The sequence below is a fragment of the Hamadaea tsunoensis DSM 44101 genome, from assembly GCF_000428945.1.
Classification (GTDB): Bacteria; Actinomycetota; Actinomycetes; order Mycobacteriales; family Micromonosporaceae; genus Hamadaea; species Hamadaea tsunoensis.
In genome coordinates this window covers 25,450-51,620 of the sequence record NZ_AUAX01000041.1, presented here as the reverse complement: position 1 = coordinate 51,620, position 26,171 = coordinate 25,450, and the positions used below count along the sequence as shown (strand labels likewise).

Sequence of the window (26,171 nt, the reverse complement as noted above, 5' to 3'; positions counted from 1 at the left end):
CCCTGACTCGGGTTTTAACGTGAAGTGCTGTTTGTCCTTCTTGTCGGGTAGTGACATAGAAGTGGTCATCGCGGATCTTCGAGTAAAGGCCTGACAAACCCTCTCGGAGGTCGCGATGACCACTTCCAGCAGTGTCGCGCATGAGTTGGCCGGCGCGCAGCAGGCGCTGCGAGAGTTCCGCCATCAGGTGTACGACTGCCTGGACCGTTGGCCGGACGCATTGTTCGACCTGGTCGACGCGCAAGCGTCGGCGGTCGCGGTGGACGGCCTGGCGCATCTGACGCTCGCGCCGGGCGCACGGCGCGGGCACGGCAGCGCCTACCGGGCGATCGCCGACGGAGCGATCGACACCGGCATGCTGCGCGAGACCCTGGCCGGGTTCCGGCCCGCCGAATGGGAACCGACGTTCGCCGTCGACACCACCCTGTGGGCACGTCCGGCCGCGCAATGCTCACCCGAACGTGGCCTGCACAAGTACAACCACGCCCAAGCACAGATCACCAACGGGAAACCGATCACCGCGGGATGGTCATACTCATGGCTGGTGAACCTGTCGACCGAACCCGGTAGCTGGGTCGCGCCCCTGGACGTCTCCCGGGTGAACACCTCCCAGACCTGCACCGAAACCGCGATCGGGCAGATCCTCCTCCTGCTTCCCCTGCTCGAGCACCCCCGGTCGCAACCCCTGCCACTGTTCGTCTGCGACGCCGGCTACGACGCGGTCACCCTGGGCGTCGAACTCGCCGACCAACCCGTGCAAACCCTGATCCGGCTGCGCAACGACCGGGTCATGTGGACCCGCCCCCAACCACCGACCGGCAAACGCGGCCCCGGCACACCCCGCCGACACGGACGACGATTCCACTTCGCCCACCCCGAAAGCCACACCCCACCCGACCACGAACTCGCCCTGCACGACCCGGTCTACGGAAACGTCCACGTCACCGCATGGCACCAACTACACCCCGAAACCCAAACCCACTACCGCGACCCCGACGGGCGGCCCAGCATCATCGAAGCCACCATCCTCCGGCTCACCGTCGACAAGACACCCCGCCACCGCCAACCCGGCCCGATCTGGCTCTGGTTCAACGGCCCCGCCGACACCTTCGACCCCGACCGCTGCTGGCGCGCCTACCTACGCCGGTTCGACGTCGAACACTTCTTCCGCTTCGCCCGCCAAAACCTCGGCTGGGCCACCCCACGACTACGCCACCCACAACAAGCCGACCGGTTCAGCCAACTCACCGCCATCACCGCCACCCAGCTACGCCTGGCCCGCCCCCTCGTCGCCGACCACCGCCTGCCCTGGCAGAAACCCCTCACCAGCCAGCAAATGACCCCGGGCCGGGTCCGGCAAGGTTTCACCCACCTGCTAGCCACAATCGACACACCAGCTAGATGGCCAAAACCCACCAAACCCGGACCCGGACGACCCAAAGGCCGCACCAGCGAACCCGCACCCCGCTACGAACCCACCCGCACAACCAAAGTCAAGATCCCCAAAGAACTAATCCGACCTTAAAACCCGAGTCCCTGATCCAAACCAGATCTTGGGGCCGGGGGAGGGGTCAGAAGATGCCTACGCGGCGGCAGGATTCCATGATCCAGTCGTCGAGCTGGCCCTTCCAGTCCGTGTCGGCGATCCGCGAGTGGTCCACCACGAACCGGCCGAACACGTCGCGTCCCGAGATCACGCCGCCGCGCCGGTCGAGTTCCAGCACGACCTGGGTGGCCGTCGGCGCCGTCACGAACGTCACCTCGAGCTGGTTGATCGCGGCCGCGTACTTGGCGGCGGGGTGGAACTCGATCTCCTGGTAGAACGGCAGCGTCTGGCTCACCCCGCGCAGGACGCCGTGCTCCACGTCCGAGCGCACGATGCGGAAGCCGAGATCCAGCAGCGCTTTGACGATGACGGCCTGCGCCGGCAGCGGCTCGGTCTCGATGGGGTCGAGGTCGGACCGGTCGAACGCGCGGGCCACCTCCAGCTCCGTGCGTACGCCGAGGTGGATGCCCTCCAGCCGGCGACCGGCCACGATCGTCAGCGGGACCTCGTAGGGGACGAGGAACTCGAAGTCGAAGTCCCGCTCCTCGCCCGGCGCCAGGCCGAACGAGTCGGTGGCCGCCTGCCGGGCGAACACGACCTCGTCGAGCTGGGTGTCCCCGTCGACGCAGACCATCGTGGACAGTCCCAGCACGATCCGGCTGATGGAGACCGGACGCGTACCCCCGACGACGTGGATGGTGCCGACGACGTCCCCGCCGGGCAGCACCCGGGGAGTCTCCAATGTGGTCGCGACACTCGGCCCACCGGCGCCGAAGACCTGCTTCAGCCGCTCGAACACGCTGACTTCCTCCCCCGGCTCCCGGTCCTGCGTGGACCGGCAGGACCCGCGATGCCCGGCCCAGCGTAATCCACGCCACACACGACGTGAATCCAACTCACCGTCACTTCACGCGTACGCGCGCACTCTGATCACATGTTCAGCGAACGGGGAGAGGCGATGAGCGACACGATGATCGAGAGGGACATCCGCAGCACGGTGAGCGATCTCGACGCCGTGGACGAGCGGGGAATCTCGTCCGACCTGGTCCGGGCCTATCTGAACGCGATCGGCCGGACGAAGCTGCTGACCGCGGTCGAGGAGGTCGAGCTGGCCCGCCGGATCGAGGCCGGGCTGATGGCCGAGCACCTGCTGGACGAGGCCGCAGAAGCGGGCGTGCCCGCCGCCGACGCCGCCGCGCTCATGATCGTCGTCGCCGAGGGCCGCGGCGCCAAGGACCACCTGCTGGAGGCGAACCTCCGGCTGGTCGTCAGCGTCGCGAAGCGGTACACGGGCCGTGGCATGGCGTTCCTGGATCTGATCCAGGAGGGCAACCTGGGTCTGATCCGCGCGGTGGAGAAGTTCGACTACACCAAGGGCTACAAGTTCTCGACGTACGCGACGTGGTGGATCCGCCAGGCGATCACCCGGGCGATGGCCGACCAGGCGCGCACGATCCGCATCCCCGTGCACATGGTGGAGCAGGTCAACCGGATGGTCCGCGTACGCCGCGACCTCGCCGCCTCGCTCGGCCGGGAACCGTCGATCGCCCAGCTCGCCGCCGCCCTGGAGGTGCCGGAGTACCAGGTGATCGAGCTCATGTCCTACGACCGCGAGCCGGTCAGCCTGGACCAGGCCGTCGGCGACGACGGCGAGAGCGCGCTCGGCGACTTCGTCCCGTGCGTCGCGCCGCAGACCGAGGACAGCGTGGCCACCGGCCAGCTGCGCGGTGAGGTGGCGGTCGTGCTGGCCACGCTGAGCCAGCGCGAGCAGGCCGTCATCCGGCTGCGCTTCGGCCTCGACGACGGCCGCCAGCGCACCTTGGACGAGGTCGGCAAGGAGTTCGGGCTCTCCCGGGAGCGCATCCGCCAGATCGAGAAGACCACGCTGCTGAAACTGCGCCAGCCGGAGCGGGCGAGCCGCCTGTCGGTCTACGCCAACTGACGACGGTTGTCGGGGCGGCCCTTCGGGGCCGCCTCAACGCTGTACGTGGCACCCGTCGAGGTGGTCGTCCACCATGCCCGTCGCCTGCATCAACGCGTACGCGGTGGTGGGTCCGAAGAACTTGAAGCCCGCCTTGCGCAGCCCCTTGGCCATCGCCACCGACTCCGGTGTGGTGGCCGGCACGTCGGCCGGCGCGGCCGGCCGGCGCTCGCGGGGCGGTGGCGCGTACGACCAGAGCAGCGCGCTCAGCCCGTCGGGCAGGTCGAGGGCGACCCGGGCGTTGTGCAGGGCCGCGTCGATCTTGGCCCGGTTGCGGACGATCCCGGCGTCGGCCATCAGCCGGGTCGCGTCGGACTCGCCGAAGGCGGCGACCTTCTCGATCGAGAAGCCGGCGAAGGCCTCCCGGAACGCGGGGCGCTTGCGCAGGATGGTGATCCACGACAGTCCGGATTGGAAGGCCTCCAGCGTCAGGCGCTCGAAGAGGGCGTCGTCGCCTTCCAGCCGCCGCCCCCACTCCGTGTCGTGGTACGCGACGTAGTCCGGCGTGCTCAGCCCCCACGGGCAGCGGGCGAGGCCGTCGGGCCCGATGATCAGGTCACTCATGGTCGGCGTCGATGGTCTTTCCGATGGGCTGAGTGGGCAGGGCGTTCGGGGCGTGCGGCGTGGGCGGGGCCGGCTTGTGCCGCCAGCGGTGCTCGGCCTTGACCGGCCGGTCGTTGGCGATCAGGACGGCCATCCAGGGCAGGAAGATCATTCCCAGGCCGCAGAAGGTCAGCCACAGCCACAGCAGAGGAACCTGCAACATCGCCAGCACGGCGCCCAGGATCAGGCACAGGGCGCGCAGACCCATCATCGTCATGTAGCGGATCTCGCGGCTGTGCCGCTGCTTGTCGAGGCTCTCCTCGGCATCGGTGATCAAGATCGGCTGGTACGCCTGGCGAGCCATCCTCAGGCCTCCTCGGGGCTGGACTTCTCATCCTGCCACCGATGACCGACATTCCCCACTCGCGGGTACTTGTCACGCCCGTCGCATCACGGGCGCGCGCCGATCCTGGTGACCGCCCGCGCGCCCAGGTCGACGGCGGCCTTCAGGGCGGCCCGCGGGTCGGCGCCGGCGTCCAGCGCGGCGAGCAGGCCCGCCGCGAAGGCGTCACCCGCGCCCGTCGTGTCCACCGCCTCGGTCTCGGGCGCGGTTTGGCGTACCAGCTCGCCGTCGGGCAGGGCCCACACCGCGCCCGCCGCGCCCAGCTTCACCACCGCGCCGCCGCCGATCTCCGCCGCCAGCACGAGCGCCTGATGGTGCGGCTCGCCCGGCCCGGCCAGCACCTCCGCCTCCTCGCGGTTGGCGAACAGCAGGTCGCAGGGCCGGATCCGGCTGAAGAACTCCGCCGCGCCGAGTTCCCGCAGCGGCTGCGCCGAGGCCGCGTCGACGCTCACCGCCAGGCCGCGAGTCCGGGCCTGCGCCAGCGCGTACAGGCCCGGGGTCGTCTTCCCCAACAGGGTGTACGCGGAGAGGTGCAGCCTGGTTCCGCCGGACAGGCCGGCGGCGATCTCGTCCTCGGCGAGCAGCTCGTTGGCCCCGCGGTCGGTGACCATGCTGCGTACGCCGTCGCCGGACAGGATGACGATGGCGCCCGTCTCCACGCCGGGGCAGACCTGCGCCCGGACGCGTACGCCCAGGCCGGTCAGCTCGGTGATCCGGTCGCGACCGGCCTGATCGTCGCCGACCGCGCCGACCAGGACCGCGTCCGCGCCCGCGGCGGCCAGCCAGGCGGCGGTGTTCGCGGCCTGGCCGCCACCGGTCACGCGGATCCGGGCCGGCGTGTCGGAGTCGGCCGCGAGCGGCGCCCGCAGGGCCGCGACCACGTCGGTGATGATGTCGCCGACGCAGACGACCGTCACTCGGCCTCCGCCAGCTTGCTCGCCGCCGCGGCGATCTGCGCGGCCAGGGCGGCGTTGCGCAGGATGATGCGGACGTTGACGTCCAGGCTCTTGCCCTCGGTCGCCGAGTGGAAGTGCGCGAGCAGCGCCGGCGTCACGTCCTTGCCCGTGATCTTGCGGTCGCGCAGCAGCTGCAGCCCGTCGGCCAGGGTCCGGTCGTGCAGCGCCGGATCGAGCTGCTCGTCCACCGGCAGCGGGTTGGCCACGATGATCCCGCTGTCGTGCAGGCCCTGGTCGTTCTGGGCCAGCATGACCTGCGCGATCTGCTCCGGCGAGGCGGCCTCCCAGGTCAGCTCGAAACCGGAGTCGGTGATGAAGAACCCCGGGAACCGCTTGGTCCGGTAGCCGAGGATGCCCACGCCGAGCGTCTCCAGCCGCTCCAGGGTCGCCCCGACGTCGAGGATCGACTTGACCCCGGCGCACACCACGACGATCGGCGTACGCGACAGGGTCGTCAGGTCGGCCGACTCGTCGAAGGTGACGTTGGCCTCCCGATGTACGCCGCCCAGCCCGCCGGTGGCGAACACGCCGATCCCGACCGCCGCCGCGACCGCGGAGGTACTCGCGACCGTGGTCGCCCCGTCGGCCTTCATGGCGGCGGCGGTGGCGAGATCGCGTACCGAGAGCTTGATCACGTCATCGCTGGTCGCGAGGCGGGTCAGTTCGGCGTCGGACAGCCCCACGATCAGCTCGCCGTCGACCATGCCGATCGTCGCGGGGATCGCGCCGTTCTCGCGTACGGTCTGTTCGATCTCGCGAGCGATACGCAGATTGTCCGGTCGGGGCAGGCCGTGCGAGACGATCGTGCTCTCCAGCGCCACCACCGGCGAACCCTGCTCCAGAGCCGCCGCCACTTCGTCACCCAGTCTGATGCTCACGCCTAGAACATAGTCGGCGAGGCTGGACCCGCGGGCCGTGTGGGCAGGTTCTACGGGGTTGTCGGCCTATCCGACTCGCCGCCGGGCTCAGACTCTGCCAGACTTGGAGGCGTGAGTACGACCCCTGAGACCGGCACGCTCATCGAAGAGCGCACCGATACCGATTACCGGATGGACGAGGGCGACCATGAGCGCTTCTCGCACTATGCGCCGAAGGACAAGATCCTTTCGGCGATGGTCGAGGGGACGCCGGTCCGCGCCTTGTGCGGCAAGGTCTGGGTGCCCTCGCGTGACCCGCAGCGGTTCCCTGTCTGCCCTGAATGCAAGGAAATCTACGAAGCGCTGAACGACTGATAGCACGGCCTGGACCATGAGGGCACGGCCTGGACCATGAGGGCACGGCCTGGACCATGAGGGCACGGCCTGGACCATGAAGGCACGGCCTGGGCCACGGGGGCTTGGGCTGGAAGGTTGTTGCTGGGCCCGCCCTTCGGGCGGTGCCGGGCACTCGGCCCCATAGTGCAACGTCCGTCAGCACAGAGATCAACAATTACTTCGTATTTGTTGATCTTGCACTGCCGGACGTCGCGGGCCGAGTGCGGGGACAAGACCACCGAGGTTTTCCGACTCCGGTGGTCTTTGTGGTTCTTACAGCGTCTGGAGGGTGGCGATGCGCTCTTCGAGCTGCTCGATGGTCGCCTGGGCGCTGGGCGGGCCGCCGCACAGCCTCCGGAGTTCGGCGTGGATCTTGCCGTGAGGTAGGTCCGTCCTGTGGTGATGGGCCGCCACCAGCGCGTTGAGCTGCTTGCGCAGGTTGATGCGGCGCTCGCCGGCGGACATGGGGGCCGGGGCCGCGACCGGGGCGCCCTTGGCGATGCTGGCGGCCGCGGCGGCGTTGGAGCGGCGGCGGGCGGCGGCGACCTGTTCGGCCTGGCGCTTGTGCAGCAGCTGGGCCACCTGGTCGGCGGTCAGCAGGCCGGGCAGGCCGAGGAACTCCTCCTCCTCGGGCGTACCCGAGAGGGCCGGCAGGCCGAACGTGGCGCCGTCGAAGATGACCTGATCGAGCTCGGCCGTCGCCGACAGCGCCTCGATCTTCTTGGTCAGCTCGCCGCTGGCGTCCTCGCTCTTCTGCGCCCGCTCCAGCAGTTCGTCGTCGAAGCCTTCCCGCTTCTGCTTCGCGCCGAGCACGTGGTCGCGCTGCATCTCCATCTCGGAGGCCAGTCCGAGCAGGTGCGGGACGCTGGGCAGGAAGACGCTCGCCGTCTCGCCGGGCCGGCGGGCCCGGACGAACCGGCCGATCGCCTGGGCGAAGTAGAGCGGGGTGGAGGCGCTGGTCGCGTACACACCGACGGCGAGGCGGGGGATGTCGACACCCTCGGAGACCATCCGCACCGCGACGAGCCAGCGGTCCTCGCTCTCCGCGAAGTCCGCGATCCGCTTCGAGGCGCCGTCGTCGTCGGAGAGGACCACCACCGCCTTCTCGCCGGTGATGGTGTGCAGGAGTTTCGCGTACGCGCGGGCGGACTGCTGGTCGGAGGCGATGACGAGGCCGGCGGCGTCGGGGATGCCGCCCTTCCGCTTCACCTGGAGGCGGGCGTCGGCGGCCCGCAGCACCTGGGGCATCCAGTCGCCGACCGGGTCCAGGGCGGTCCGCCACGCCTGCGCGACGACGTCCTGGGTCATCGGCTCGCCCAGCCGCACGGCCAGCTCGTCACCCGCACTCGTACGCCAGCGTGTCTCGCCCGAGTACGCGAGGAAGATGACCGGCCGCACGACGCCGTCGGCGAGCGCGTCGGCGTACCCGTAGCTGCTGTCGGAGCGGGATCGGGGCAGGCCGTCGGCGCCGTCCCGGACGTATTCGACGAACGGGATCGGATTGTCGTCCGAGCGGAACGGCGTACCGGTGAGCATCAGGCGGCGCACGGCGGGCTCGAAGGCCGCCTTCACGCCGTCGCCCCAGCTGCGGGAGTCGCCGGCATGGTGGATCTCGTCGAGGATCACCAGCGTCGGCCGGGTGAACGTCATCTTCCGATGCACCTGCGGAGCCATGCCCACCTGCGCGTACGTGATGACGACGCCGTGGAAGTCGCGCGAGGCGTACTCGTCGGAGTTGCGGAAGGCCGGGTCGAGCTGGATGCCGACGGCCGCGGCGGCGCGCGCCCACTGGATCTTGAGATGTTCGGTGGGGGCCACGACCGTGACGCGCTCGACGCTGCCGTCGGCGAGCAGCTCGGCCGCGATGCGCAGGGCGAACGTGGTCTTGCCGGCGCCGGGCGTCGCGACCGCGAGGAAGTCGGGCGAGCGTCGGCGCAGGTACTCGACGAGAGCCTTCCGTTGCCAGGCGCGCAATGCGGGGAAAGTGGCCAGATCCGGGATCATGCGGGCGGCGGATTCGATTGGCACCGGCAAACTCTACAAGCCGCGACCGACAAGCTCGTGTCTTCAGCCGTCCGAGGGCGGCCGAGTGTCCGGCCCCCGGCGGGTCGGCCAGCCGGTCGGGCCGGCCTCGGGCGGCCGGGCGACCGGCGCCGACCACTTCCTTTGCAGGGCGATCATGCGAATGGCGAAGACCAGCAGGGCCGCGGCGAACAGCGGCACGAACCGGTCGTAGTCGAGTTTCGTGAGGATCACCACGGTCCCGGCACCGGCGAGCGAGGCAAGCGCGTAGATCTCGTGCCGCAGGACGGCCGGGATCTCGCCGACGAGCAGATCGCGGGCCAGACCGCCGCCCATGCCGGTGAACATGCCGATCAGGCAGGCGCCCACGGCGGGGACCGGCGAGGGATCGTGCAGGGCCTTCAGGGTGCCGGTGACGGTGAACAGCCCCAGCCCCGCCGCGTCGAGCGTCAGCACCGTACGCGACAGCCGGCCGATCTGCGGATGGAACCGGAAGGTCGCGAGCGCGGCGGCCATCGCGACGGCCGCGTACCGCCAGTCGGAGAAGGCGAGCGGGGGCACCGTGTCGATCACGAGATCGCGGAAGATCCCACCGCCCATCGCGGTCATGAATCCGACGAACACCACGCCGAAGACGTCGAGCTTCTTGGCGACGCCCGCGGAGGCCCCGGAGACGGCGAAGACCGCCACCCCGAGCAGGTCGGCGGCGATCAGGGCGTCCGAGGAGTCCACGTCGCCGATGCTAAGGCCCTCAGCGGTCGCTCAGCGCCCGCAACGCCCCGAACCGGGGTCGGTATGAGGGCGGGACAGTCGAAGGCCCCGTCGCCGACTCAGGGGAGCGGCGACGGGGCCCGTCGTCAGAATGAGGGAGTTTCGTCAGTTCTTCGTGATCATCTCGCTGCCGCGCCAGTCGAAGTCCGGCTCCGTCGAGTAGTCCACCGTGATCTTCACGAGGTCCTCCGCGTAACGGTTGGCGTGGTGTCCGCAGAACACCAGCTCGCTTCCGCCCGCGAGAACGATTCGCAGCTTGCCCGACGCGTTGCAGCGGTCGCATCGCTCATCGGCGGCTGGAGCCGCCGTCTCCGGCGGCGGCGTGAGGGTCGCTGTCATGCCCGGCCTCCTCTGGTAGTCACCGATGCTGATCTGTTCGCCGCCGGTCACGCCGTCGGCACTTGCTTCCTTACCCACACACCCTCCAACGTCAGCACCGCCGGAGGGCTTCCCGAATCGAGCCCCGGGGATCGGGGTCACACTTCCGGGAGTTCCGGGAGGCACCCGAAGTGCCTGTGTGCCTCCCACCTTGCGTTCCCCCAGCGTGCCACGTCAACACGACATTGGCGATGGCTCCCCGGTCACACCGCCGAGTTCGCACGCACGGTGATGGAGCCGATACGTTCGGTTGAACGTGGCGGCTGGACATCCCCGCATTTCGGGCGGAATTCCGTCGGCTTCCCGACCGCTGACGTGCGAATTGTCCGTTTTCACGTCGGCGGCCGGGGTCGGCCACGGCGGCTGTTCGCTTACCGCGAAACAGTCTTAGTCGAGGTAGTCGCGCAACACCTGAGAGCGTGACGGGTGGCGCAGTTTCGACATCGTCTTGGACTCGATCTGGCGGATCCGCTCCCGGGTCACGCCGTAGACCTGGCCGATCTCGTCGAGCGTGCGCGGCTGGCCGTCGGTCAGGCCGAACCGCAGCCGCACGACGCCGGCCTCACGCTCGGACAGCGTCTGCAGCACCTGCTGAAGCTGGTCCTGCAGGAGCGAGAACGACACCGCGTCGACCGCGACGACCGCCTCGGAGTCCTCGATGAAGTCGCCGAGCTGGCTGTCGCCCTCGTCGCCGATGGTCTGGTCGAGCGAGATGGGCTCCCGGGCGTACTGCTGGATCTCCAGCACCTTCTCCGGGGTGATGTCCATTTCCTTCGCCAGCTCCTCCGGGGTGGGCTCGCGCCCGAGGTCCTGGAGCAGCTCGCGCTGGATGCGGCCGAGCTTGTTGATCACTTCGACCATGTGCACGGGGATACGGATCGTACGTGCCTGGTCGGCCATCGCCCGGGTGATCGCCTGGCGGATCCACCACGTCGCGTACGTCGAGAACTTGTAGCCCTTGGTGTAGTCGAACTTCTCCACCGCGCGGATCAGACCCAGGTTGCCCTCCTGGATCAGATCCAGGAACGCCATGCCACGGCCCGTGTAGCGCTTGGCCAGCGAGACCACGAGCCGGAGGTTGGCCTCCAGCAGGTGGTTCTTGGCCCGGTCGCCGTCGCGGGAGATCCACAGCAGGTCGCGCTGCATGTCGCGGACGAGCGAGATCTCGCCGTCCTCGGCGGCCCGCAGGCGCTCGGCGGCGAACAGGCCGGCCTCGATCCGCTTGGCCAGCTCGACCTCCTGCTCCGCGTTGAGCAGCGGAACCTTGCCGATCTGCTTCAGGTACGCACGCACCGAGTCGGCCGAAGCGGTCAGCTCGGCGTCCTTGCGGGCCTGCTTGAGCGCCTCGGACTCCTCGGCGTCCCACTCGAAGTCGTCGGCGGCCTGCGCGTCCGCGGCGGCCTGGGTGGCCATCTCGACGGGCTCCTCGACGACGACCTCCTCGAGCTCGGCGGTCAGATCCTCGACTTCGAGATCCTCGACCTCCGGCTCCTCGCCCTCGCCACGCGGCTTGGCGGGTGTGCCGTCGGCCGCCTTCTTGGCCGGAGCGGCCTTCTTGGCGGCGGGTGTGGTCTTCGACGCGTCGGCGTCGCTTTCCTTGGGTGCGGCCTTCTTGGCGAGCGGGGCGGCCTTCTTGGCGGCTGCCTTCTTCGCCGGGGCCTCGGCGGCCTTCTTCACGGGAACGACCTTCGCCTCCGACTCGGCCCCGCCGTCCGACGGCGTGGCCTGTACGGGCGTCTTGGCCGGGACGACCTTCGCGGCGGGCCTGACGGCCGCCGGTGTCGCCTTGGCGGTGGTGGCCTTGGAGGCGGGCGTCGCCGACCGGGCGGCGGCCACCTTCTTGGCGGCTCCCGCGGTCCGGCCGTCGACGACGACGGTCACTCCGGCCTCGGCGAGGGCGCGCAGCAACTTCTTGGCCTGGCTCGGGGTCACCTCGGCGGCCTCGACGGAACGGGCGATCTCCGCCGATGTCAACTGTCCGCCGGCCTGTTCGGCATGAGCGATCAGAGCATCGGTGAGCGAGCGTACGTCGGCGCCGATCTGGCGGGCTTCTGTCACGAACGACCTTCCGTCATCAGCGGTGCGTGGAGCATGGCCGTCCGGCCGGCCCTTGGGGCGCGCCGTCCGGGCAGCCGGTTTGCAGGTGAGGGAGCCGCGGGCTCGCCCCCTCCGGGTTACCTGGCGGGGAGCGGTTGGGCGGCAGGCGTGAATTGTAGCGCCGGTTGGCGCGATCATCCCATCGAGCGCGCCGGTCACGCCCTCCACGGACTGCCGGACGCTCGCTTTGAAAGGATAGAACCGTGGTGGAACCGGACGCACAGGACCTGCTCAAGATCGCTGTCGAGGTGGCGCGCCGTGCCGCGGACACCGCGCGCACCATGCGCGATCAGGCGATTCATGAAGTCGACACGAAAAGTACCGCGACCGATGTGGTGACGGCCGCCGATCGCGCCGTCGAACGCCAGATCATCGAGGATCTGCGGGCGTACCGGCCGGGGGACGCCTTTCTGGGGGAGGAGTTCGGCACGGCCGAGGCCGAGGGCGCCGCGGTCCGCTGGATCATCGATCCCATCGACGGCACCGTTAACTACCTCTATGGACTACCCCAGTACGCGGTCTCGATCGCGGCCGAGTCCGGCGGCGAGATCGTGGCGGGCGTCGTGCGCAACGCGGCCACCGGAGCGGAGTGGACGGCCACCCGCGGGGGCGGCGCCTGGCGGGAGGGTCGGCGGCTGACCGGGTCGGCGGAGCGCGTACTGGGCCAGGCGCTGGTCGGCACGGGATTCGCGTACCTGGCCGAGCGGCGGGCCCATCAGGCGGCCGTGGTCCAGGGCCTCATCACCCACGTACGCGACATCCGCCGGTTCGGCTCGGCCGCGCTGGATCTGGCGGCGGCGGCCGAGGGGATGCTGGACGCGTACTTCGAGAAGGGGCTCGGAGCCTGGGACAGGGCCGCGGGGGGCCTCATCGCGACCGAGGCGGGCCTGATCGTCTCGGGGCTGTCGGGCCGTCCGGCGGGGCCGGACATGGTCCTGGCGGCGCCACCGGCGCTCTACAACGAGCTGCACGACCGGCTGGCCGCCCTCGACGCGGCCGGCGGCCCGTAGCGGCTCAGCTGCCCGATTCGCAGGCGCCCGACGGCACCACGGGGCCGCCGTTGCCGGCGAGGACGGTGAACGCCTGGTTGACCTCGGTCTGGGTGGCGAGCTGCTTGAAGCCCGGGCCGAGGATCACGTCGACGCTGGCGTCGGTGCGGTTCGGGTCGAAGTCGAGGAACGCGTCGTTGAGGAAGTACGCGTTCACCACGTACGCCGAGCCGACCGACTGCGGGCCGAACCGCAGGATGCCGACGCCCTGCACCGGCTTCTTCAGCGGGTTGTTGCCCGTCTTGGCGACCTTGAACCGCCGGTACTCGAAGTCCAGTTTCACGCTGTTGGCCAGGCCGACCTTGTCCGTCGCGTTGAAGACGTTGAGGTTGATCTGCTGGTTGTCGTTGGGCAGCTTCATGTTCGCCAGCACGTAGCCGGACGGGCACGTGCTCGCGTGGGCCTCATTACCCTTCGAGCCCTTGGTGAGAGCCATCACGGTGAGCACACCGGCGGCCAGCACCAGGATGCCGACAAGGGCCAGCGCGCGGACGCGTGCGAAGCTCATGAGCTGCTCCCGTTGATCAGTGAGGCGGAACGAGACCGACGGGTCCGGTGTGACAGGCCGTCACGGTGAGGGTATCGGCTGGCCGCGCTTCGTGCGGGCAGGACCCGGCGGATCACGGAGATTTCCCGGCGTGCCGCACCGCTGCGCCCGGCGCGTGCCCTACCTTTGTCTCGCCCATTCGTCTTGGTCTGTTGTCGCCTCAGTCACATTGGGAACATCCCGGCGCGCTTGGGCGTACAACACCGACGCGGGCGAGGTATTGTGCCGCGTCCGCCCGGGTCGCCCAGCGCCGCGCACAGGGTGAGACAGATCGCAATGTGCAGCTGGAAGACCCGCCGCAGCGCCCATGCGGCGAACGAACACACGATGAGTACAGGAGTGTGAGTACAGCGATGGCGACCGACTACGACGCCCCGCGCCGCGACGAGGCTGAGATCGGCGAGGACAGCCTGGAGGAGCTCAAGGCGCGCCGCACCGATTCCCAGTCCGGCAGCGTGGACGTGGACGAAGCCGAGGTGGCCGAGAGCTTCGAACTGCCCGGCGCGGACCTCACCGACGAGGAACTGAGTGTCAAGGTCGTGCCCCTGCAGGCCGACGAGTTCACCTGTTCCCGGTGTTTCCTCGTGCACCACCGCAGTCAGCTGGCCGGTGAGAAGAACGGCCTGCCGATCTGCCGGGAGTGCATCTGAGCTGTGGCCGTACGCCCGAGTGGCGGGAGTTGACGCGATCGGGTCAACTGTTCGCAAGGGACAGCGGTAGGAGGCCCGTATGAGCAGCGAATCGCAGGTGCCCGCCGGGGAAGGCGCGCCCGGCCCGGGCGGCACCCCGCCGGGTGCCGCGCGTATCGGCGACCCGGTACCGCCCGTCCTGCCCGAGGACGAGGTGGTGTTCAAGGTGGACGACACGCCCGAGTCGGACGATCTCTCGCAGGCCGTCGCGGCGTTGTCGGATTCCGAATTGGACACCGCCGGACGCCGGCGGGTTCTCGGCACGATCGTGGCGGCCGTGCGCGAGCGCGGTGTGGGGCGGCTGTTCCAGCCGAAGCAGGCCGTCAAATGGATCACCGACGCGGTCTCCGAGATCGCGCCGCACGTTCCCATCCGCGACCGGGAGACGTTGCGCCGGCACTACCCGGACCTGGACGGCGACGCGCTCGCCGAACGCCTGGTCCGCAACGCCGCCCGGGCGACCGCCGGGGTCGGCGCGGTCGGTGGCGGCGTGGCCTCGGTGGAGTGGGCCCTGCCGCCGACGCTGCTCACCACGCCGGTGATGCTCGCGGTCGAGACCGTCGCCGTCGTCGGCATCGAGCTGAAGCTCATCGGCGAGCTGCACGAGGTCTACGGCCAGCCGATCACCGGGACGACCACGCAGCGCGCGGTCGCCCTGTTGCAGTCCTGGGCGCACCGCCGGGGCGTGAACCCGCTCGTGCCCGGCGTGGGCGTGGCGAGCGTGCTGGGCACGGCCGCCCGCAAGGAACTGCGGGACATGATCATCAAGCGGCTCGGCCGCAACCTCACGACCCTCGGTCCGGTGCTGACCGGCGCGGCCGTCGCGAGCTACCTCAACCGCCGGGCCACCAAGGCGCTCGGCGAGTCGATCAGCCGCGACCTGCGGCTGCACCGCCGCCCGCCGCAGGAGACGCATCCACAGCTGCCGCCGGGGCAGCCGGGGCCGCATCCGCAGCTGCCGCCGGGGCAATCCCCGCCGCGGCTCGGAGGCTAGCCGCGAGTTCGAGCGGCCGGCGGGTGGACACCAGCCAGTAGGGCGTGGGGTCGGTGGGGTCGTCCAGCAGCACCTGGACGGCGGTGCCGACCCACGGCCGCAGGACCACGAAGGCGTACGGGTGGGCGTCCGCGCCGATCAGCGCCTTCTTGCCGGCCGCGTCGAGGGCCACCACGTCCGAGATCACCCCGACCGGCAGCCGGGCGTCGTCGACCTCGAACTCGTCGGCGGTCACGCGTACGCGCAGCCGCGAAGCCAGGATCAGCAGCAGCACCGTCAGCGGCAGCAGCACGGCGAACGGCGCCCAGCCGCGCGGACCGGGCGCGCCCAGTCCCACCTCGGCGGCGGCGATCGAGGCCAGCGCGAAGCCCGCCGGCCACCACCACAGCGGGACGGCCAGCCGTTCCGTCAGGCGGGGTGTCGGCGTTGTCCGTGGGGGTACCCCTGGTGCCACTGCTGCCATGGTGACCGAGGGTACGCGTGCCACCGCCCCCGGCACTCGGTAAGGTCCTTCCCCCGGAGGTTTTTGACATGTCCAGTGAGGTTCCCGTCGCGGTGCGGATGCTCGACGCCGAGCTGCCGATGCCGGCGTACGCGCATCCCGGCGACGCGGGCGCCGATCTCGTGGCCGCCGAGAGCGTCGCGATCCCGCCGGGCGAGCGCCGGCTCGTGCGTACCGGGGTGGCGATCGAGTTGCCGGAGGGCTTCGTGGGCCTCGTGCACCCGCGTTCGGGGTTGGCCGCGAAGCTCGGTGTGACGGTCCTCAACGCTCCCGGGACGGTCGACGCCGGGTACCGCGGCGAGATCTTGGTGAATCTGGTTAACCATGATCTGGGTAACACCGCACGCATCGCACGGGGTGACCGCATAGCCCAACTGGTTGTACAACGGGTGGAGCGGGCGGCGTTCCACCTCGTCGATGCCCTCGCCGAGTCCGTGCGGGGAGCGGGTGGTCACGGCTCCACCGGTGGGCACGCCGAGCTCGCTACCGGTAGTCTCACCGGCGCCACGACCGGAAAGGCAGAACAGTGATCTTCTCCCGCCAGGGCGGCGGCCGCCACGCCAAGGCTGACAACGCCAAGGCCGAAGCGACCAAGCGCGCCGCCGAACGGCGTACGCCCGCCGAGGACCTGCCCGCGCCCGCCCGCGCGGACGAGCCCGCAGGCGGCATCGGTCCCTGGGATGTCACCGAGGCCCCCGCCGGCGTCCGGCTCGATCTCGGCGCCCTGCAGGTGCCCGCCGTCGAGGGCGTGGACCTGCGCGTACAGGCGGACAACGAGGGCGTGATCCAGCAGGTCATGCTCGTGCGCGGCGACAGCGCCCTGCAGCTCGGCGTCTTCGCCGCACCGAAGGGCGAGGGCATCTGGGACGAGGTACGCGCCGAGATCCGCAAGTCGCTCTTCGACGAGGGCGTGGCGGCCGAGGAGGCGCCCGGCGACTACGGCGTCGAGCTGCGGGCCCGGGTGCGTACCGCGGAAGGCCTGGCGGACCTGCGGTTCGTGGGCGTGGATGGGCCCCGGTGGATGGTGCGGGGCCTGTTCCAGGGCCCTGTCGCGGTCGATCCGGCCGTCGCGCCGCAGCTCGGCGACTGCCTGCGCGGTCTGGTGGTGAGCCGGGGCAACGACGCCAAGCCGGTCCGCGAGCCGCTGATGCTGCGCCTGCCGAAGGAGATGGCCGAGGCCGCCGCCGCGGGTGACGGCACCGCCGTCGCCGCCGCCGCGCAGCCGATGCCGGCCGCCGACGAGCGCCGCAAGCCCTCCCCGCGCCCTCGCCGGCTCTGAACTTCTTCCTGCGTGAAGATCTCCGCGTGAAGCCGATCGTCGATCGACGTACGCTGGAAGCGTCGTCACTTGGAAGGGTGTGACCACGGGGCCATGGCCGTCGAAGAGGGCCCGTCGCAACCGGCTGAACTTACCGGTCTGCGGCGTATGCTGCGTAAATTTACCGCCACCGATTCCGAGCTCGAACGCGAGGAGATGCGGCGCGACAGCGCCAAGCCGGGCTGCCTGCGTGCCAATGTCGTGCGCCGGGGCGAGCTCGTCAACGTCGCCGGCCGGCTGCGCACGGTTGTCTATACTCCACGTACCAACCTGCCGACCCTGGAGGCGGAGCTGTATGACGGCACCGACGTCGTCACGCTCGTCTTCCTCGGTCGTCGTCACATCGCCGGCATCGAGCCGGGCCGGGCGCTCACCGCGTCGGGCCGGATCGCGCTGCGGGACGGACGCAAGGTCATCTACAACCCGCATTACGAGCTGGACGCCCCGAAATGAGGCCCGTCGGTGACGACTGACAAGACCACGGCCGAGCCGGCCACCGGCAAGGAATCCGACGAGGAGACCCTGCCGCCGTTCACCGAGCAGATGGCGCAGCAGCTCGGCGGCGTACGCGGGCTGATCGAGTCCGGCGTGCCGGTGATCGTGTTCGTCGTCGCCAACGTGATCCTCAGCCAGATCTACAGCGCCGGCGCGACCATTCCGGTGCTGGGCGACAAGCCGGCTCTCAAGCTCGCGATCCTGGCGTCGGTCGGGGTCGCGGTCGGCATCGCCGTCTGGCGGCTGGCGCAGGGCAAGCCGATCCGGTTCGCCGTCAACGGGCTGTTCGGCATCGCCATCGGCGCCGTGCTGGCCTGGAAGTCGGGCCAGGAGCGGGCGTTCTACCTGCCCGGCATCCTCTACACGCTCGCCTACGGGGTGGCCCTGCTGGCCTCGGTCGCGTTCCGGCAGCCGCTGGTCGGATGGATCTACTCCGTCGTCGCGGACGGCGGCAAGAAGGAGTGGCGGGGCGAGCCCAAGCTGGTGCGTACCTTCGCCTGGCTGACTGTCCTCTGGGCGGCCACGTACATCGTCAAGGCGGGCGTGCAGTGGCTGCTCTACCTGGCCGACGCGAGCGTGGCGCTGGGCGTCTCCCGGATCGTCCTCGGCTACCCGCCGTACCTGCTCCTGCTGGCGCTCACCGTGTGGGCGGTCCGCAAGGTCCGGGCCACGCTGCCCGAGCCCGGACCGGAGAACTGAGCCGGGTCTACAGCCCCAGGACGATCGCGCGTACCTGCTCCTCGGCGGCCTGCGTGCAGACGAAGATCAGCTCGTCGCCGCCCTCGATCGGGTCGTCCGGGGTCGGGGAGAGCACCCGCCGGCCGCGGACGATCGCGACGAGCGCGCTGTCCGGGGGCATCGGGACCTCGCGCACGGGGCGGCCGACGTAGGGCGCGTCGGTGGGCAGCGTGATCTCCACGAGGTTCGCCTCGCCCTGCCGGAAGGTCATGAGCCGGACCAGCTCGCCGACGGTCACCGCCTCCTCGACGAGGGCGGCCATCAGGCGCGGCTTGGAGACCGAGACGTCCACGCCCCACTGCTCGGTGAACAGCCACTCGTTCTCGGCCCGGTTGACCCGGGCGACCACGCGGGGGACGGCGAACTCGGTCTTGGCCAGCAGCGACAGCACGAGGTTGACCTTGTCGTCGCCGGTCGCGGCCACGACCACGTCACAGCTGGCCACGTCGAGCTCCTGGAGGCTGGACAGCTCGCAGCAGTCGGCCAGGGCCCATTCCGCGGCGGGTACGCGCTCCGGGCGCAGCATCCGCGGCGAGCGCTCGATCAGCAGCACCTGGTGGCCGTTCTCGACCAGCTCCTGGGCGATCGAGCGGCCGACGTTGCCGGCTCCGGCGATGGCGACGCGCATGTTCGGTGACCCTCTCAATGAGCCGTGGGGGCGGAGCCGGTGATCTTGCGTACGCTGGCCGCGATCTCGTCGGTGACGAGCATGTAGAGCTGGTCGCCGTCCTGCAGCACGGTGGAGGCCGTCGGCAGCACGCCCAGCCCGAACCGCATCACGTACGCGGCCCGCGTCCCGGCCGCCTCCTCCAGCGATCGCAGCGGCCGGCCGACCCAGTCGGGGTGCAGCGGCGCCTCGACGATCGCGACGACGCTGGTCGGATCGCGCCAGAGCTCGGAGGTTTCGCCGGGCAGCAGGTGCCGGACGATCCGCATCGCGGTCCACCGGACGGTGGCCACCGTCGGGATGCCCACGCGCTCGTAGACCTCGGCGCGGTTCTGGTCGTAGATGCGGGCGACGACACGGGACACGTTGAACGTCTCGCGGGCCAGCCGGGCCGAGATGATGTTGGAGTTGTCGCCGCTGGAGACCGCCGCGAAACAGTCGGCGCGCTCGATGCCCGCCTGGATCAGCACGTCGCGGTCGAAGCCGACGCCGGTCACCGTGATCCCCGAGAAGTCGGCCGAGAGGCGCCGGAACGCGTCGCCATCCTGATCGATGACGGCCACCGAGTGGCCCTTGGCCTCCAGGCTGTGCGCGACGCTGGACCCCACGCGGCCGCAGCCCATGATCACGATGTGCACCCGAGCCCCTCCCTGTCCTCATACGGGACGCTACACGGTGGATCCCAGTGGGCGAGCCCGGGATGTGGGGCTGGCGGAGGCGCCGTAGGCTGCGCTTGTGCCGAACCCGACCTCTGTCATGAAGCGGCTGCTGCTCGGGCGTCCCTATCGTTCCGACGCCATGGCGCACACCCTTCTCCCGAAGCGGGTGGCCCTGCCGGTCTTCGCTTCCGACGCCCTTTCGTCGGTCGCGTACGCGCCCGCGGAGATCCTGCTGACCCTGTCGGCGGCCGGGGCGACGGCTTTCCTCTTCTCGCCCTGGATCGCCCTGGCGGTCGCGGTCGTCATGGCGACGGTCGTGGCGAGCTACCGGCAGAACGTGCACGCGTACCCGTCGGGAGGCGGCGACTACGAGGTCGCGACGGTCAACCTCGGCTCCAAGTTCGGTCTCACGGTCGCCAGCGCCCTGCTGGTGGACTACGTCCTCACGGTGGCGGTGTCGATCTCGTCCGGTGTGGACGCTCTCGGCGACATGTGGCCCTACGTCGGCCAGCACCGGGTGGCCTTCGCGGTCGGCCTGATCGCCGTGCTGACCGCCATCAACCTGCGGGGCATCCGGGAGGCCGGCACCGCGTTCGCCATCCCCACCTATGCCTTCATGATCGCGATCCTGAGCCTCGTGATCTGGGGCGTGTTCCGGATCTTCGTGCTCGGCGACGACCTCAAGGCGGCCAGCGCCTCGATGCACGTGAAGGCCGAGCACGGGCTGTTCGTCGGGTCCTCGTTCGCCTTCGTCTTCCTGCTCGTACGCGCCTTCTCGTCCGGCTGCGCGGCGCTGACCGGTGTCGAGGCGATCTCCAACGGCGTACCGGCGTTCAAGCCGCCGAAGTCGAAGAACGCGGCCACCACGCTGCTGATGCTGGGCACGATCGCGATCTCGATGATGGCCGGCATCATCCTGCTGGCCCGCAAGACCGGCCTGCAGTACGTGGAGTGCTTCAAGGTCGATCCGAGCATCGGCTGCACCGCGAGCCAGATCGAGGGCCCCGCCCCGTTCACCAAACAGCCGACGGTGACCGCGCAGCTGGCCGAGACGGTGTTCGACCACTTCCGGCCCGGCTACTTCATCGTGCTGGCGGTGACCGCGCTGATCCTGGTGCTGGCGGCCAACACCGCGTTCAACGGCTTCCCGGTGCTCGGCTCGATCCTCGCCCAGGACCGCTACCTGCCCCGCCAGTTGCACACCCGGGGCGACCGGCTGGCCTTCTCCAACGGCATCGTGTTCCTGGCCTCGGCGGCCGCGGTCCTCGTCATCGTGTTCCGGGCCGAGACCACCAAGCTCATCCAGCTCTACATCGTCGGCGTCTTCGTGTCCTTCACCCTCTCGCAGACCGGCATGATCCGGCACTGGAACCGGCTGCTGCGTACCGAGCGGGATCCGGCGATCCGCAGCCGCATGAAGCGGTCGCGGGTGATCAACACATTCGGCATGTTCATGACCGGCTTCGTGCTCCTCCTGGTGCTGGTCACCAAATTCACGAAGGGCGCCTGGATCTCGATCGCCGCGATGGCCGTGATCTACGCGCTCATGGTCGGCATCCGCAAGCACTACGACCGCGTCGCCCGGGAGCTGGAGCCGACCGAGGAGCGGCCGATCCTGCCCGCCCGCAACCACGCGATCGTCCTGGTCTCCAAGCTGCACAACCCGACCCTGCGGGCGCTCGCGTACGCCAAGGCGACCCGGCCCGACACGCTGACCGCGCTCACGGTCAACGTCGACACCGCGGACACCCGGGTGATCCAGGACGAGTGGGATAATCGGGGTATCAGCGTCAAGCTGACCGTGATCGACTCGCCGTACCGCGAGATCACACGTCCGATCATTGACTACGTGAAGGATGTTAGGGAGAACGCTCCCCGCGACGTGGTCACCGTCTACATCCCGGAATACGTCGTCGGCCACTGGTGGGAGAACCTGCTGCACAACCAGTCCGCGCTGCGCCTGAAGGCCCGGCTGCTCTTCGAGCCCGGCGTCATGGTCACCAGCGTGCCCTGGCAGCTCTCGTCCACCTCCGAGAAGAGTGTCGCGCGGTTCGACCGCCGGCTCGGCTACGCGCCCGCGCGCGACGCCCGTACCGAGGAGAATGCTTCCCAGCGATGAGTGCCATTCCGCAGACCCTGACCGAGCGCGAACGCATCGAGGTCACGGTCGGTGAGGTCGCCCACGGCGGCCACTGCGTCGCGCGGCACGAGGGCGTCGTGATCTTCGTGCGGCACGCCCTGCCCGGCGAGCGTGTGGTCGCCGAGATCACCGAACTGCACCCCGGCTACGCGCGCGCCGAGGCCGTGGAGATCCTCAGCGCCGCGCCCGACCGGGTCACCCCGCCCTGCCGGTGGTCCGGCCCCAACGCCTGCGGCGGCTGCGACCTGCAGCACGTCTCCGAACCAGGCCAGCTCGCCTGGAAAGAGGCCGTCGTCCGCGAACAGCTCGCGCGCCTGGCCCATCTCCCCGATCATCCTGTACGCGTGGAGCAGCTCCCCGTACCGGGCAGCGCCGGCGAGCGCTCGCGCGAGACGCCAGAAGTTCATTCAGCCGATCCCGGCTGGCGTACGCGGGTCCGGTACACAGTGGACGCCGCCGACCGGCCCGGCCTGCGTAAGCACCGGTCGCACGAGGTCGTCCCGATCGACGAGTGCATGATCGCCCACCCGGCGATCCGGGCGCTGCCGGTGCTCGGGCGTACCTGGCCGGGCGTGGAAGCGGTGGAGACCGTCGCCCCGTCGGACGGCTCGGCGCTGATCATCGAAGATCCGGCGGCGAAGATCGTCGAGCACGTGGCCGGCCGTGACTTCACGATCGCCGCGAGCGGTTTCTGGCAGGTGCACCCGGCGGCCGCGCAGACCCTGGTCGACGCCGTCCTGGCCCAGCTGGAGCCGAAGCCGGGCGAGACCGCCTGGGATCTCTACGGCGGCGCCGGGCTCTTCGCCGCGGCCGTCGGTTCGGCCGTGGGCGTCACCGGCAACGTGACCCTGGTCGAAGCGGCCGCCGACGGGGTGGCCGCGGCCCGGGCCAACCTCGCCGACCTCCCCGTACGCGTCGTGCAGTCGACCGTCGAGCACGCCCTCTCGCCGCGCCGGTCCAAGCGCCCCGGGCGGGGCGGGGGTGGCGGCGGGAAGATGCCGTTGCGCGGCGGTGCCGCCCAGGTGCAGGGTCCGGTGGACGTCGTCGTGCTGGACCCGCCGCGTACCGGGGCGGGCAAGAAGGTGGTGGACGCGATCGTGGCGGCCCAGCCCCGCGCGGTCTCCTACGTCGCCTGCGATCCGGCCGCGCTGGCTCGCGACATCGACTTCTTTCAGACCCACGGCTGGCGGTTGGCGCAGCTCAGGGCCTTCGACTGTTTCCCGTTCACCCATCACGTCGAATGCGTGGCCCTGCTGACCCCGTAGCCACCCCAGGAGTTCGGCCCGGGTCCGCCTCGGTCGTTCGGCCGGAGATAACGGGCATACCCGGGCCAATGGGCATGATCACTTTGCGGGTGCCCTAGCGGAGGTGGCTACGGTCGCTCCTCGTGACCGGAAAGCATCAGCAGAACCCGATTGCCCGCCGCCGCCTCGTCACCGCCGCCCTCTCGGCCGCCATCCTGGTCGGGGGAGGTGTTGCAGTTACCGCTATCGATCTCAGTGGCTCCTCGAAGGTCGGCGACGTGCAGGCGGACACCGCCGTGTCCGTCTCGACGTCCGCCTCGGCGAGCCCGTCGGCCGGCCCGGCGCAGAGCGCTTCGGCCTCGCCGTCCAGCGCCGCCGCGCGTACACCTGAAGCTGCTTCCCGGGGCAAGACGCGGACTGTGAGCCCGACGCCCACCAAGACCACTGCGAAGGTCACGTCGAGCGGGACGTGCGGCGCGTCGTTCTACGACGAGCCGCAGGGAACCGCGAACGGGGAGACCTTCGACCCGAACGCGCTGACGGCCGCGAGCAAGACGCTGGCCTTCGACACCCGGGTACGCGTGACGAGCCTGGACACCGGCAAGTCGGTGGTCGTACGCATCAACGACCGGGGCCCGTACGTCTCGGGACGCTGCCTGGACCTGTCCCGGGCGGCCTTCGACGCGATCGACGACCTCGGCAAGGGCGAGGTCACGGTGAAGTACGAGATCCTCGCTTGACGTTGCCGCAGGGCAAGGTTCTAGGTTTTCGCGCATGGAGGAGCCCGGGCTGATGACGGTGGGCCGGCTGGCCCGCCGGTCGGGGCTGACCGCGAAGGCGCTGCGCCACTACGACCGCGTGGGGCTGCTGTCGCCGAGCGCGGTCGATCCGGCGACCGGGTACCGGTACTACGCGCCGGAGCAGGTCGAGCAGGCCCGCCTGATCGGCGTGCTGCGCGCGGTGGACCTGCCGCTCGAGCAGATCCGCGCGGTGCTGGCCGACCGGTCGGCGCTGGCGGACCTGCTCGCCGCGCACCGGCGGCGGCTGCGGTCGCGGCTCGACCGGATCACGGGCGACCTCCACCGCGTCGACCACCTGCTGCAGGACGGAGTCCCGATGACCGAGACCAGCACCACCACCGCCCCGACGGACGAGCGCAAGATCGCGGTCGACCTCTTCAACGCCGTGTGGCGGCTGATGGAGAAGGAGGGCCGGTCGGCCGCGGACGACGATCAGATGATCCACATGGCGCACGCCTCGCGGTACCACTGGGGCAACGTCGGCACGGCCGTCAACCTGAGCCGCGGCGAGTGGCAGATCTCCCGCGTGTACGCCGTCCTCGAACGCGCCGAGCCCGCCCTGTTCCACGCCCGGCGGGATCTCGCCCTCTGCCAGGAGAACGGCATCGGCGACTGGGACCTGGCGTACGCGTACGAAGCGCTGGCCCGGGCGGCCGCCGTGGCCGGGGACGCGGCCGGGGCCCGGTCGTGGACCGAGCAGGCGCTCGCGGCCGCGGAGGATATCGCGGAGTCGGAGGATCGCGAACTTCTTCTCACGGACCTCGAGACGATCCCCGGCCAGCCCCGCTTCTGGTGATCGCGGCCCGGGCCGTCCCACCTGGACGGTCGCCCCGGAATCCGGGGAAGGTCGACCAAGCCATATAAGCCAATCGATGTCATCAATACGACGGGACCGTGGCTACTCCCCGCTACGCCGGAAAGACTCGGCGTACACGTGCAGATCTACCTGGGGAGGTTCCATGTCACGTGGTTCCCTGTCGCGGCGCGCATACGCCGCGGCACTGTTCCTCGCGGCCGCCGGTCTCGTCGCCGGCGGTGTTCCGGCACAGGCTGCTCCGGTCTCGGCCGGCTCGACGCCCGTCTCGACCGCGGGCGGCTTCCAGTCGTTCAGCGGCTTCCTGACCGAGGTCGCCGGGCACGGCTACGCCGACTACGCCAAGGCGGGCCGCACCGGCGCGGTCACGTCGTCCGCCTCATTCGAGCAGATGCGCTCCTACGTCCTCGACGCGTACCGGGGGGTCGTCGTCGACCACTCCTACGTGGACAACGGTTCGTACTTCGACTGCGTGCGTACCGAGACGCAGCCGTCCGTCCGCGACCTCGGCATCAAGCAGCTCGCCACGCCGCCCGCGCCGCAGGCGGCCGGCACCCCGAAGGACGCCGTACCGGCCACGCAGACGGCGAACGCCGGACGGCTCGACGCGTACGGCAACTCGACCGTCTGCGGTGCCGGGACGATCCCGATGCAGCGGCTGTCGATCGAGCGGCTGACCGCGTACCCGACGCTCGCCGGATTCCTGGCCAAGGGCCCGGCCGGCAGCAACCCGAGCGCCTCGACCGACCGGGCCTCGACCAACGGCAGCTCGACCAACGCCAACGCGCACCGGTACGGCGTCGGCTACCAGTACGTCAACAACCACGGCGGCAACTCGTGGCTGAACCTGTGGAACCCGTCCGGCGAGTTCACCCTCTCGCAGCAGTGGTACGTGGACGGCTCGCAGACGGTCGAGGGCGGCTGGGTGCACTACCCGGGCAAGTTCGGCAACAACGCGGTGCTGTTCATCTTCTGGACGCCGGACAACTACGTCCACGGCTGCTACAACCTGGACTGCTCCGGCTTCGTGCAGACCAGCAGCGCGTTCACGCTGGGCGGCGCCTGGAGCAACTACAGCACCAGCGGCGGCGGCCAGTACGGCTTCGGCCTGCAGTGGAAGTACTACGCCGGCAACTGGTGGCTCTACATCCAGGGCACCGCGATCGGCTACTACCCGGGCACGATCTACGGCACGGGCAACATGCGCTACGGCAACGCGACCCTCGCGGAGGCCGGCGGCGAGACCTACACCGGCGGCACCAACTGGCCGCAGATGGGCAGCGGCTCCTGGCCGAGCTCCGGCTGGACGTACGCGGCGTACCAGAACACGGTCTTCTACATCGACCGGTCCGACGTGAGCCAGTGGTCGGTGCTCAACTCGATCATCACCAACCCGGCCTGCTACAGCATCTCGATCACGCCGTGGCAGAGCGGCGGCAGCTGGGGGACGTACTTCTATTACGGCGGCCCCGGCGGCTACTGCTGATCTCCGGGTTCCACTAGCCTTGTGAGGAAAGGGCCGTTCCCACCGGTATGTCCGAGTACCTACCGGCGGGGGCGGCCCG

27 protein-coding genes and 1 pseudogene are annotated in these 26,171 nt (G+C 70.2%); 15 read left to right on the top strand and 13 right to left on the bottom strand.

The window, feature by feature from the left end:
* Nucleotides 1-115: 115 nt before the first annotated feature.
* Nucleotides 116-1,525, top strand: coding sequence for an NF041680 family putative transposase (locus G401_RS0136490; RefSeq protein WP_064741918.1), 1,410 nt, complete (start codon nucleotides 116-118; stop codon nucleotides 1,523-1,525).
* 46 nt (nucleotides 1,526-1,571) lie between these two features.
* Here G401_RS0136490 and G401_RS0136485 read toward each other — a convergent pair whose 3' ends face one another.
* Complete coding sequence (locus G401_RS0136485; protein WP_034594178.1) at nucleotides 1,572-2,345, bottom strand: sporulation protein; 774 nt, start codon at nucleotides 2,343-2,345, stop codon at nucleotides 1,572-1,574.
* Between the two features lie 159 nt (nucleotides 2,346-2,504).
* Here G401_RS0136485 and sigB point away from each other — a divergent pair, with 159 nt between their 5' ends.
* Nucleotides 2,505-3,488, top strand: a complete 984-nt coding sequence (gene sigB / locus G401_RS0136480) for an RNA polymerase sigma factor SigB (RefSeq protein ID WP_027346376.1) — start codon at nucleotides 2,505-2,507, stop codon at nucleotides 3,486-3,488.
* 33 nt (nucleotides 3,489-3,521) lie between these two features.
* Here the strand turns inward: sigB and G401_RS0136475 are convergent, their stop codons facing one another.
* The 4 genes from G401_RS0136475 to G401_RS0136460 form a co-directional block, all read right to left on the bottom strand.
* Nucleotides 3,522-4,091 carry a DNA-3-methyladenine glycosylase I gene (locus tag G401_RS0136475; RefSeq protein WP_027346375.1) on the bottom strand — a complete coding sequence of 190 codons (570 nt, stop codon included), beginning with the start codon at nucleotides 4,089-4,091 and terminating at the stop codon, nucleotides 3,522-3,524.
* On the bottom strand, nucleotides 4,084-4,434 hold the full coding sequence (locus tag G401_RS0136470; protein ID WP_027346374.1) for a DUF3099 domain-containing protein: 351 nt from the start codon (nucleotides 4,432-4,434) through the stop codon (nucleotides 4,084-4,086). Before G401_RS0136470 ends, G401_RS0136475 begins: the two co-directional genes overlap by 8 nt.
* 86 nt (nucleotides 4,435-4,520) lie before the next feature.
* Nucleotides 4,521-5,390, bottom strand: coding sequence for a carbohydrate kinase family protein (locus G401_RS0136465; RefSeq protein WP_027346373.1), 870 nt, complete (start codon nucleotides 5,388-5,390; stop codon nucleotides 4,521-4,523).
* Nucleotides 5,387-6,307: a pseudouridine-5'-phosphate glycosidase gene (locus tag G401_RS0136460; RefSeq protein WP_034594177.1), complete on the bottom strand. Its 921-nt coding sequence runs from the start codon at nucleotides 6,305-6,307 to the stop codon at nucleotides 5,387-5,389. Before G401_RS0136460 ends, G401_RS0136465 begins: the two co-directional genes overlap by 4 nt.
* 111 nt (nucleotides 6,308-6,418) lie before the next feature.
* On the opposite strand from G401_RS0136460, the gene G401_RS0136455 reads away from it, so the two are divergent.
* Nucleotides 6,419-6,661: a DUF3039 domain-containing protein gene (locus G401_RS0136455; RefSeq protein WP_027346371.1), complete on the top strand. Its 243-nt coding sequence runs from the start codon at nucleotides 6,419-6,421 to the stop codon at nucleotides 6,659-6,661.
* Between the two features lie 294 nt (nucleotides 6,662-6,955).
* Here G401_RS0136455 and G401_RS0136450 read toward each other — a convergent pair whose 3' ends face one another.
* From G401_RS0136450 to G401_RS0136435, 4 genes are all read right to left on the bottom strand, one after another.
* Complete coding sequence (locus tag G401_RS0136450; protein ID WP_034594175.1) at nucleotides 6,956-8,686, bottom strand: DEAD/DEAH box helicase; 1,731 nt, start codon at nucleotides 8,684-8,686, stop codon at nucleotides 6,956-6,958.
* A gap of 63 nt (nucleotides 8,687-8,749) precedes the next feature.
* Complete coding sequence (locus G401_RS50915) at nucleotides 8,750-9,436, bottom strand: trimeric intracellular cation channel family protein (RefSeq protein ID WP_051367744.1); 687 nt, start codon at nucleotides 9,434-9,436, stop codon at nucleotides 8,750-8,752.
* Nucleotides 9,437-9,580: 144 nt separating this feature from the next.
* A complete protein-coding gene (locus tag G401_RS0136440; RefSeq protein WP_027346369.1) occupies nucleotides 9,581-9,814 on the bottom strand; it encodes a DUF7455 domain-containing protein in 234 nt (77 codons plus the stop codon).
* 426 nt (nucleotides 9,815-10,240) lie between these two features.
* Entirely contained in the window at nucleotides 10,241-11,911 is a 1,671-nt protein-coding gene (locus tag G401_RS0136435) for an RNA polymerase sigma factor (RefSeq protein WP_027346368.1), read from the bottom strand.
* A 242-nt stretch (nucleotides 11,912-12,153) separates the two neighbouring features.
* Between G401_RS0136435 and G401_RS0136430 the strand changes: the two genes are divergently transcribed.
* Nucleotides 12,154-12,960, top strand: coding sequence for an inositol monophosphatase family protein (locus tag G401_RS0136430; protein ID WP_027346367.1), 807 nt, complete (start codon nucleotides 12,154-12,156; stop codon nucleotides 12,958-12,960).
* 4 nt (nucleotides 12,961-12,964) lie between these two features.
* Here G401_RS0136430 and G401_RS0136425 read toward each other — a convergent pair whose 3' ends face one another.
* Nucleotides 12,965-13,507: a LytR C-terminal domain-containing protein gene (locus G401_RS0136425; RefSeq protein WP_027346366.1), complete on the bottom strand. Its 543-nt coding sequence runs from the start codon at nucleotides 13,505-13,507 to the stop codon at nucleotides 12,965-12,967.
* Between the two features lie 392 nt (nucleotides 13,508-13,899).
* On the opposite strand from G401_RS0136425, the gene G401_RS0136420 reads away from it, so the two are divergent.
* Nucleotides 13,900-14,196, top strand: coding sequence for a DUF4193 domain-containing protein (locus tag G401_RS0136420; RefSeq protein WP_027346365.1), 297 nt, complete (start codon nucleotides 13,900-13,902; stop codon nucleotides 14,194-14,196).
* A gap of 79 nt (nucleotides 14,197-14,275) precedes the next feature.
* Nucleotides 14,276-15,229 carry a hypothetical protein gene (locus G401_RS0136415; protein WP_245602026.1) on the top strand — a complete coding sequence of 318 codons (954 nt, stop codon included), beginning with the start codon at nucleotides 14,276-14,278 and terminating at the stop codon, nucleotides 15,227-15,229.
* A gap of 52 nt (nucleotides 15,230-15,281) precedes the next feature.
* On the opposite strand, the pseudogene G401_RS55305 reads toward G401_RS0136415, so the two are convergent.
* Nucleotides 15,282-15,692, bottom strand: a pseudogene (locus G401_RS55305) (DUF3093 domain-containing protein); the annotation flags it as partial.
* Nucleotides 15,693-15,760: 68 nt separating this feature from the next.
* Here G401_RS55305 and dut point away from each other — a divergent pair.
* From dut to G401_RS0136390, 4 genes are all read left to right on the top strand, one after another.
* On the top strand, nucleotides 15,761-16,261 hold the full coding sequence (gene dut, locus G401_RS0136405; protein WP_027346362.1) for a dUTP diphosphatase: 501 nt from the start codon (nucleotides 15,761-15,763) through the stop codon (nucleotides 16,259-16,261).
* On the top strand, nucleotides 16,258-17,010 hold the full coding sequence (locus tag G401_RS50910; protein ID WP_051367743.1) for a DUF3710 domain-containing protein: 753 nt from the start codon (nucleotides 16,258-16,260) through the stop codon (nucleotides 17,008-17,010). Before dut ends, G401_RS50910 begins: the two co-directional genes overlap by 4 nt.
* A gap of 93 nt (nucleotides 17,011-17,103) precedes the next feature.
* A complete protein-coding gene (locus G401_RS0136395; RefSeq protein ID WP_051367741.1) occupies nucleotides 17,104-17,502 on the top strand; it encodes an OB-fold nucleic acid binding domain-containing protein in 399 nt (132 codons plus the stop codon).
* 9 nt (nucleotides 17,503-17,511) lie between these two features.
* On the top strand, nucleotides 17,512-18,243 hold the full coding sequence (locus G401_RS0136390) for a DUF3159 domain-containing protein (protein WP_027346360.1): 732 nt from the start codon (nucleotides 17,512-17,514) through the stop codon (nucleotides 18,241-18,243).
* A 7-nt stretch (nucleotides 18,244-18,250) separates the two neighbouring features.
* Here the strand turns inward: G401_RS0136390 and G401_RS0136385 are convergent, their stop codons facing one another.
* Complete coding sequence (locus G401_RS0136385) at nucleotides 18,251-18,910, bottom strand: potassium channel family protein (RefSeq protein WP_027346359.1); 660 nt, start codon at nucleotides 18,908-18,910, stop codon at nucleotides 18,251-18,253.
* A gap of 14 nt (nucleotides 18,911-18,924) precedes the next feature.
* Nucleotides 18,925-19,587 carry a potassium channel family protein gene (locus G401_RS50905; protein ID WP_034594173.1) on the bottom strand — a complete coding sequence of 221 codons (663 nt, stop codon included), beginning with the start codon at nucleotides 19,585-19,587 and terminating at the stop codon, nucleotides 18,925-18,927.
* 97 nt (nucleotides 19,588-19,684) lie between these two features.
* Between G401_RS50905 and G401_RS0136375 the strand changes: the two genes are divergently transcribed.
* From G401_RS0136375 to G401_RS0136355, 5 genes are all read left to right on the top strand, one after another.
* Entirely contained in the window at nucleotides 19,685-21,727 is a 2,043-nt protein-coding gene (locus tag G401_RS0136375; protein WP_027346358.1) for an APC family permease, read from the top strand.
* Entirely contained in the window at nucleotides 21,724-23,013 is a 1,290-nt protein-coding gene (locus G401_RS0136370; protein WP_027346357.1) for a class I SAM-dependent RNA methyltransferase, read from the top strand. Before G401_RS0136375 ends, G401_RS0136370 begins: the two co-directional genes overlap by 4 nt.
* A gap of 122 nt (nucleotides 23,014-23,135) precedes the next feature.
* Entirely contained in the window at nucleotides 23,136-23,732 is a 597-nt protein-coding gene (locus G401_RS0136365) for a septal ring lytic transglycosylase RlpA family protein (RefSeq protein ID WP_051367737.1), read from the top strand.
* A gap of 34 nt (nucleotides 23,733-23,766) precedes the next feature.
* Nucleotides 23,767-24,588, top strand: coding sequence for a MerR family transcriptional regulator (locus G401_RS55300; protein ID WP_084558014.1), 822 nt, complete (start codon nucleotides 23,767-23,769; stop codon nucleotides 24,586-24,588).
* A gap of 163 nt (nucleotides 24,589-24,751) precedes the next feature.
* Complete coding sequence (locus G401_RS0136355) at nucleotides 24,752-26,092, top strand: neprosin family prolyl endopeptidase (protein ID WP_027346354.1); 1,341 nt, start codon at nucleotides 24,752-24,754, stop codon at nucleotides 26,090-26,092.
* Nucleotides 26,093-26,171: the final 79 nt, after the last annotated feature.